This is a genomic window from Paracoccus versutus (assembly GCF_000763885.1).
GTDB classification, from domain to species: Bacteria; Pseudomonadota; Alphaproteobacteria; order Rhodobacterales; family Rhodobacteraceae; genus Paracoccus; species Paracoccus versutus.
Window position 1 is genome coordinate 1 of record NZ_JRKO01000111.1, and the last position, 6,788, is coordinate 6,788.

The 6,788-nt window shown below is 70.9% G+C and carries 11 protein-coding genes and 1 pseudogene; 7 read left to right on the forward strand and 5 right to left on the reverse strand.

What is annotated here, in order from left to right; translation table 11 throughout:
- Nucleotides 1–396 (reverse strand): annotated as a pseudogene (locus IT40_RS27105) (photosystem reaction center protein H); the annotation flags it as partial.
- Between the two features lie 118 nt (nucleotides 397–514).
- Between IT40_RS27105 and IT40_RS25625 the strand changes: the two are divergent.
- The 4 genes from IT40_RS25625 to IT40_RS25640 all read left to right on the forward strand — a co-directional run bounded on the left by IT40_RS25625 (nucleotide 515) and on the right by IT40_RS25640 (nucleotide 1,724).
- Nucleotides 515–799, forward strand: a complete 285-nt coding sequence (locus IT40_RS25625) for a hypothetical protein (RefSeq protein WP_036761169.1) — start codon at nucleotides 515–517, stop codon at nucleotides 797–799.
- A gap of 111 nt (nucleotides 800–910) precedes the next feature.
- Complete coding sequence (locus IT40_RS25630) at nucleotides 911–1,207, forward strand: PRC-barrel domain-containing protein (protein WP_036761172.1); 297 nt, start codon at nucleotides 911–913, stop codon at nucleotides 1,205–1,207.
- A 66-nt stretch (nucleotides 1,208–1,273) separates the two neighbouring features.
- Complete coding sequence (locus tag IT40_RS25635) at nucleotides 1,274–1,480, forward strand: hypothetical protein (RefSeq protein ID WP_036761175.1); 207 nt, start codon at nucleotides 1,274–1,276, stop codon at nucleotides 1,478–1,480.
- 61 nt (nucleotides 1,481–1,541) lie between these two features.
- Nucleotides 1,542–1,724 (forward strand): DUF3008 family protein, encoded by a 183-nt coding sequence (locus IT40_RS25640; RefSeq protein WP_036761177.1) that lies wholly within the window; start codon nucleotides 1,542–1,544, stop codon nucleotides 1,722–1,724.
- 77 nt (nucleotides 1,725–1,801) lie between these two features.
- Here the strand turns inward: IT40_RS25640 and IT40_RS25645 are convergent, their stop codons facing one another.
- The 3 genes from IT40_RS25645 to IT40_RS25655 are packed head-to-tail and all read right to left on the reverse strand — an operon-like array spanning nucleotide 1,802 to nucleotide 3,620.
- Complete coding sequence (locus IT40_RS25645) at nucleotides 1,802–2,038, reverse strand: hypothetical protein (protein WP_036761180.1); 237 nt, start codon at nucleotides 2,036–2,038, stop codon at nucleotides 1,802–1,804.
- Nucleotides 2,039–2,052: 14 nt separating this feature from the next.
- Complete coding sequence (locus IT40_RS25650) at nucleotides 2,053–2,910, reverse strand: glucose 1-dehydrogenase (protein WP_036761182.1); 858 nt, start codon at nucleotides 2,908–2,910, stop codon at nucleotides 2,053–2,055.
- Nucleotides 2,907–3,620 (reverse strand): hypothetical protein, encoded by a 714-nt coding sequence (locus tag IT40_RS25655; protein WP_243700176.1) that lies wholly within the window; start codon nucleotides 3,618–3,620, stop codon nucleotides 2,907–2,909. Before IT40_RS25655 ends, IT40_RS25650 begins: the two co-directional genes overlap by 4 nt.
- Before the next feature lie 121 nt (nucleotides 3,621–3,741).
- Here IT40_RS25655 and IT40_RS25660 point away from each other — a divergent pair, with 121 nt between their 5' ends.
- Entirely contained in the window at nucleotides 3,742–4,239 is a 498-nt protein-coding gene (locus tag IT40_RS25660; protein ID WP_036761186.1) for a YciE/YciF ferroxidase family protein, read from the forward strand.
- Nucleotides 4,240–4,657: 418 nt separating this feature from the next.
- Entirely contained in the window at nucleotides 4,658–4,822 is a 165-nt protein-coding gene (locus IT40_RS29055) for a hypothetical protein (RefSeq protein ID WP_157034111.1), read from the forward strand.
- 615 nt (nucleotides 4,823–5,437) lie between these two features.
- On the opposite strand, the gene IT40_RS25665 is transcribed toward IT40_RS29055, so the two are convergent.
- Nucleotides 5,438–6,295: a hypothetical protein gene (locus IT40_RS25665; protein ID WP_036761188.1), complete on the reverse strand. Its 858-nt coding sequence runs from the start codon at nucleotides 6,293–6,295 to the stop codon at nucleotides 5,438–5,440.
- Between the two features lie 278 nt (nucleotides 6,296–6,573).
- Here IT40_RS25665 and IT40_RS30380 point away from each other — a divergent pair.
- The coding region (locus IT40_RS30380; protein ID WP_036761190.1) for an ABC transporter substrate-binding protein at nucleotides 6,574–6,788 on the forward strand (215 nt) is incomplete at its 3' end.

A 6,788-nucleotide genomic window follows, 5' to 3' on the forward strand; every position in this document is an offset into this window, starting at 1 on the left:
GGTCATGGGGGCGGGGCCGTCCTCGTCGAACTCGGGCAGGGCCTCGAGTTGCTGGCGGGTCCAGGGCAGATAGATGCGGATGTCGGTATCCTTACGATAGACCACCAGGTCGCCGACCGGGATGGCGACGCGATGCTCGCCCATGCCCAGGAAGCCGCCCACGTCGATGATGGCATGGCTGATCTCGGCCGAGCCCATCGGCTGGGCTTCCCCCTCGGGCGCGGTCTGCACCGGGGGTGTGGTGGCATCGGTGGGGGTGATGGTGCCGGCATCCGAGCCGATCCCCTCGATCCGGTCGCTGTCGCCGCGGTCGGTGCCGCTGGCCACGTTCGAGGAATCGGTGTCGAGGCCCGCCGCGGCCGAGACGGGCGGCGGGCGTGGTGTCGGTGGCGGCATCCGGCACCTCGGTATCGGCACCCGGCGCAGGCATGGACGGGGCGGCATCGCTGCCTTGCATCGCCGCGCCGGCGTCGCCGCCTTGCAGCGAGGTGGAGCCGTTGGCGAAGACCAGACCATGCACCTCGCCGATCTCGTCGCCGCTGGCGTCGTAGACGGTGGCGCCCTGCAGGTTCTCGGTGGTCAGCACCACCTCGCCTTCGACATAGCCGTCGGGCGGGGTGATGGTGGGCAGGGGCTCGTCGGCGGCGGGCGCGGTTTCCTGGCCCATCGGGACGGGCTGGCTTTCGGTCTCCTGGGCCTGGGCGGCGGTCACGCTCAGCGCGGCGGCAAGGGCGGTGGTGACGAACAGCTGTTTCATCTCATTCCTCCTCTGGATGCGGTGTTTGCGCAGGGCGGTTGAACCGTGGCCGGCGGCAAATGTTCCCGCCGCAGCCTTCACGGCACCGTTATGGAACAGACCGGCCTTCCGGCGGTTGGGGGTGCCTCAACCGACAAAGCAGAGGAGGGCCCAATGGACCACAGCACCCATATCCCATTGAACGAGAGCGAGCTGACCGAGGCCGCGCTGACCGGCGCCACCATCTATGGCCCTGGCGACGAAAGGATCGGCCATGTCTCGCATGTCCATGGCGTCGGCAGCGAGGCGGTGGTGGTGATCGACGTCGGCGGCTTCCTGGGCATCGGGTCCAAGCCCGTCGCCGTTCCCGCCCGCGAGCTGGATTTCATGCGCGACGGCAGCAACAGCGTCCACGCCGTCTCGCGCTGGACCAAGGACGAGCTGAAGCAGATGCCCGAGCATCGGGACTGACCCCCGCGGCCGGCCGCGATCCGCTCCGGCCAGCCCTGACCAGCCCCTGACAAGGAGGACTTCGCCATGGGCGAGAAATTCGATCCCAAAGCCGAAAACGAGAAGTTCAATGTCCAGCAAAGGGCGCAGCAGCTGAAGATGGGCAATGCCGATCCGGTGCTGAACCCCAAGCAGATGCAGCGTTCGAACGAACCCAATGCCGGCGGGGAGAACCGCGAGGCGGGCGACCGCAAGGCCCGGCAGAACGACCGCGCCACCAATGGCGGCGAATGACGCCGCGCCCTGGCCGGAACCGGGCGCCTAACCAGGAGGCCTAAGCAGGAGGATCGAGACCATGCCAGCCAAATCCAAGGCGCAGCAAAAGGCGGCCGGCGCGGCGCTGGCCGCCAAGCGCGGCGAGACGAGCAAGGACGAATTGCGCGGCCCCTCGAAGCAGATGCACGATTCGATGAGCGAAAGCGAGCTTGAGGAACTGGCCGCCACCAAGCGCAAGGGCAAGCCCGAACACAAGGGCTGACCCCGAACACAAGGGTTGAACCGGGGCCGACAGGCGCCGGAAAGGGGGCAGGGACCGCGGTCCCCGCCCCTTTTCGTTCAGTAGTTTCCCGGCGGGTCGCTGGCCGGGAAGGATTCGTCGCCCTGTTCGTCCACGATGTCCCAGTGGCGCGGCGGGTTTTCCATCTGCCGCCGGCCGGCGGGGCGGATCTCGTCCTGGCGCCGGCGGCTGCGGTGGTGGGGCCCGGTGGCGGGCCGGGCCAGCGCATCGCAGGCGCCCTTGAGCGCGAAACCGGCGGCCAGGCCGCAGAGGAACGCAAGATGGCGGTTGTTCATGGTCGACTCCCTTCTCAGATCATCGGTTTGCCGCCGGTGACGGCGATGGTCGCACCCGAGACATAGCTCGACATCGGTTCGGCCAGCATGACATAGGCCGAGGCCAGCTCGACCGGCTGGGCGGGACGCTTCATCGGGTAGTTGGCGCCGAACTCGGCCACCTCCTCGGGCGGCATGCTGGCCGGGATCAGCGGCGTCCAGACCGGGCCGGGCGCCACGGCATTCACCCGGATGCCGCGTTCGGCCAGCATCTGCGCCAGCCCGGTGGTGAAGTTCTGGATCGCGCCCTTGGTCGTGGCATAGGCCAGAAGCTTGGGATTGGGCTTGTCGGCGTTGATCGAGGCGGTGTTGATGATCGCCGAGCCCCTGGGCATATGCGGCACCGCCGCCTTGGTCAGGTAGAAGATCGCGTCGATGTTGACCGCGAAGGTGCGGCGCCATTCCTCGTCCGCGATCTCCTCGATGCCGTCGAACAGCGCTTGGTGCGCGGCGTTGTTGACCAGGATGTCGATGCGGCCGAAGCGCTCGACCACGTCGGCGACGATCTTGCGGCAATGGTCCGGGTCGGCGATGTCGCCGGGGATGGACAGGCAGTCGCGCCCGGCCTCGCGCACCAGATCGGCGGTGCTGGCGGCGTCCTCGGTCTCGTTCAGCCAGGACAGCGCCAGGTCGGCGCCCTCGCGGGCATAGGCGATGGCGACGGCGCGGCCGATGCCGCTGTCGCCGCCGGTGATCAGCGCCACCTTGCCCTCCAGCCGGCCGGCGCCCTTCCAGCTTTCCTCGCCATGGTCGGGGCGCGGGTCCATGTTTCGAAAGCTGCCGGGCAGGGATTGCTGCTGTTTCGGAAAGGGCGGCTTGGGATAATCGCTCATCTGTCGGGCCTTTCATCGGGATGGGGGACGCCGGGCTGCTTGTTGCCGTCGCCCTGGCGGTTCGGATCCTCGGTGACGGTGCCGGCCGGGTCCATGCGCTGCTGGCGCTGGTCCAGCACATGCGGCGCGGGATGGCGCAGCCGCTCGACGGCCGAGACCGGCGCCTGCGGCGGCTCGGCCGCGCCGGGGACGGGAGGATAACGATCCGGCGCCGGCGATGTTCCCGGCGCGCGCCGGCCGATGGCCCATGCGGCCAGCAATCCCAGCGACAGCCCGACGCCCAGGGCGGCAAGCCCGGCCAGGACGGCCCAGGGCGGCAGCACCAGCTCCCATCCCGGACGCAGCCGGGCGGGCAGCAGGCCATAGTCGATCAGCCCGGCCATGGCGGCGGTGGCCAGCCCCGCCAGCCAGGCCAGCCATGGCCCGCCCCGTGCCGCCCGGCGGACCAGCAGCACCGCCACCCCCGCCCAAAAGAAGCACGAGGCGACATGGATGGCGGTGCCCAGGCCGGTATGGGCCAGGTCCAGGGCGGTGGTCCGGGCGGCCTCGGCCCCGTGCAGCGCATGGGTGGTGGCGTTCAGCGGCATCCAGGGCGGCAGGCCGCGCCCGGCCGAAAGCGCCGCCAGGACCGGGATCGACAGCAGCGCCGCGCCTGCGCCGGCCAGGGGCCATGCCAAGGTAAAGCGAGCCATGGGGATGGGACGGGCCATGGGTTTCCTCCTTCTTTGACGGGCAACCAGCGGCCGGGGCGTTTGTTCCTTGGGAACATTTTCCGCCGGTTCTGGTTCAGGGCGTCCCGATTGGATTTTTTCAACGCAGGAGACCTGAGAGATGGCCCACAAGGTTCTTGACGACCTGTTCCACGACACGCTGAAGGACATCTATTATGCCGAGCGCCAGATCCTGAAGGCGCTGCCCAAGATGGCGCGGGGCGCGCAATCCGACCGGCTGCGCAAGGCCTTCGAGAAGCATCGCGAGGAGACCGAGATCCATGTCGAGCGCCTCCAGCAGGTGTTCGAGATCCTGGGCAAGGCGGCGCGCGGCAAGACCTGCCCGGCCATCGACGGCATCATCGAGGAGGGCGAGGAGGTGATGGCCGCCTTCAAGGGCGCCCCGGCGCTGGATGCCGGGCTTGTGGCGGCTGCGCAGGCGGTCGAGCATTACGAGATCGCCCGCTACGGCACCCTGCGGCAATGGGCCAAGCAGCTGGGCCTGAAGGAGGCCGCGGCGCTTCTGGGCCAGACGCTGGAGGAGGAATCGGCGACCGACGAGCTGCTGACCGAGATCGCCGAAAGCGAGGCCAACCGCGAAGCGGCCGAACCGGCCTGAGCGCGGGTTCCCGGCTTGCCCCCCATGCGCCGTCGGGGCTTTTCGGGGCCTGAAGGCGTGCCTCGGTGCCCCGTCGTGGCCCGCAAGCCTTTCCCAGTTTTCGGAAGGGACAGGCCGGGGCCGATTCGCGGTGCGGGCCACGACGACGACCGCCATGCCTTCCCGCGGCCGGTCCTCGCGCCGCGACGAGGACGGCCGGTGCATTCTCGCGCCGCCATGACGACCATGCGCGCGCCGCGCTCGGAGGCTGGTTCGGTCGCCCCGAGGGTCATGCCGAGGCCGCCCACCGCAGCTGGGACCATCACCGGGACGACGACGACCGGCGCTACGGTTCGCACCGCGGCGCTGACGACCGCCGCATCCTCGCGCTGTCATGACGACGACCGGCGCAGCTATTCGCGCGGCCGCGATGACGACCATGCGCGCGACTGCGCGCCAGGGCGGCTGGTTCGGCCACCCCGAGGGCCATGCCGAGGCCACCCGCCGGGGCTGGGACCACCGCCGGGACGACGATGATCGCCGTTATTCCTCGCACCACGATGAGGACGACGACCGCCGCCATGCCGCGCGCGGGCGGCGCTGAGGCGCGGCAGGAAGGGGGGCGCGCCGGTCTCCTTCGCCCTCCCGGAGGGGATCATGGCCGCACAACACCGAAAAACGCAGGGTAACCGCTGCATCCGCGCCAGGCGACTGGCCGCGGCCGGACCGGCGACAAGGTCGCCTTCCCCGATCCCGCTCCGGCCCGTTCGGTATCGGTGAGGCGGCCGTGTTCAGCGGCGGACGGCCCGCTCTGCCGAGCCGCAGGCCGCCCCGCGATCCGGGGCCGAGGCCGCTGCTGCAGCGGCTGGGCCTCGCCGCGTTCCTGGCCCGGATGCGACAGACGCCGCCTGTTCCAGCGCATCCCACCAGCGGGTCTGCCAGCGCCGCGTTTCCTGGCCCTGCTGCCGGCTGCGCTTTTTCTGGTGCTGCCGAGCCTGCGCCTCCGCCCCCTCAGGTCGGGCGCGACATCTTCTGCCGCTGCCAGATCCCGCTCGACCAGCGTGACCAGCGGCGCGGCCAGCTCGCGCTCCCGGCCCAGATGCGGCCGCCGCCGCCTATCCCAGCGCCTCCCTTACCAGCGCGTCCGCAAGCGCCGCGCTCCTGGCCCTGCTGCCGGCTGCGCTTTTGCTGGTGCTGCCGGGCCTGCGCCTCCGACCCTTCAGGTCGGGCGCGACATCTTCTGCCGCTGCCAGATCCGTTCGACCAGCGTGACCAGCAGCGCGCCCAGCTCGCGCTCGCGGCCGAGATGCGGCAGAAGCGCCAGCGCCTGTTCCAGCGCATCCTCGACCAGCGCATCCGCCAGCGCCGCGTCCTGCACCAGATATCGCGCCAGCGCCCGCAGCCGCGGCAGCATATCCGTCACCGTCATCTCGGGCGTGCAGCACAGCCCGGCCCTGTAGATTGCGCTGTGCAGCAGGATGGCCGAGGCGAGCGCCTCGGGGCCCTCGTGGCTCGGCACGCAATGGCCATGCGGGTAGAGGCCCAGGCCGGGCCCCGGCGCCTGGGCGAAGATGACGAAGGGGATGCCGGCGGCCTGCAGGCTCTGCGCCAGCGGCGCCGGGTCGCGCAGGTTCAGCACCGCCGCGTCGACCTGCATCGGTCCGGGCCGGACCAGCGCGGCCACAAGGCTGCCGCTGAAGCGGATCTCCGCGGGCCCGGCCCCATCCCTGGCCCCGTCTCCGTCCCCAGCCCCGTCTCCGGCCCAAGGCGCGGCCAGCCGGTGGCGCGCCAGCATCGGCGGCAGAACCGGCGCGTGAACCGACGCATGGGTTGGCGGGTGGGCCGAAGCATGGGCCGAAGCATGGGTTGGCGCGCAGGTTTGCGTATGGGTCCGGGGCGCATCCTCCACCAGCACCTCGACCGAGGCGCCGGCCTGGCGCAGGTAATCCGCCACCGATCCCGCCCCGGCCGCGCCATCCTCCCACAGCGCCAGCCGCAGCCCGTGCAGGTCGGCGCTGCGGTAGAAATGCCGCACCCCCGCGGGCGAGATGCAGGAAAGGGTTTTCCGGTTCGGCATGACCCGGATCCTCAGGCCCCGGCAGGCGACGAAAGGCGCCTAAACGCCAGCCGCCAGGACCGGCAGACGGCGCTTTCCCCTTCCCGCGATGCCGGGGGCATGTCGGCCTTGTGATGGAAATGTTCGGTCCCGGTGGGCGGGAGGCTGGCGGGGGTCTTGCGGTTGGGCATCGCGGGGCTTCTCGTGCTGCTTGGGGGCTCGGGCGGCCCGGCGGTGCCGCCCGAGGCGCTCATTGCGACGGCTGGCCGGGAACCGCCGGGGCCGTTCCGGGGGGGGGGGTGGTCGGGGCCCCCGCCGACCCCTCGGACCCGCCCAAGCTGGTCGCGGCCGGCAAGGCCGATTGCGCCATCCGCTACCAGCCGCAACGGCACCTGCAAGTGCATGAGGGCCTGCCGCTGAAGCGCGTGGGCCCCTTGGTCGCGACGCCCGTGAACTGCCTGATGGTCAAGGCCGACGGCCCGGTGCAAGAGATCGCCGTCCTCAAGGGCAAGAA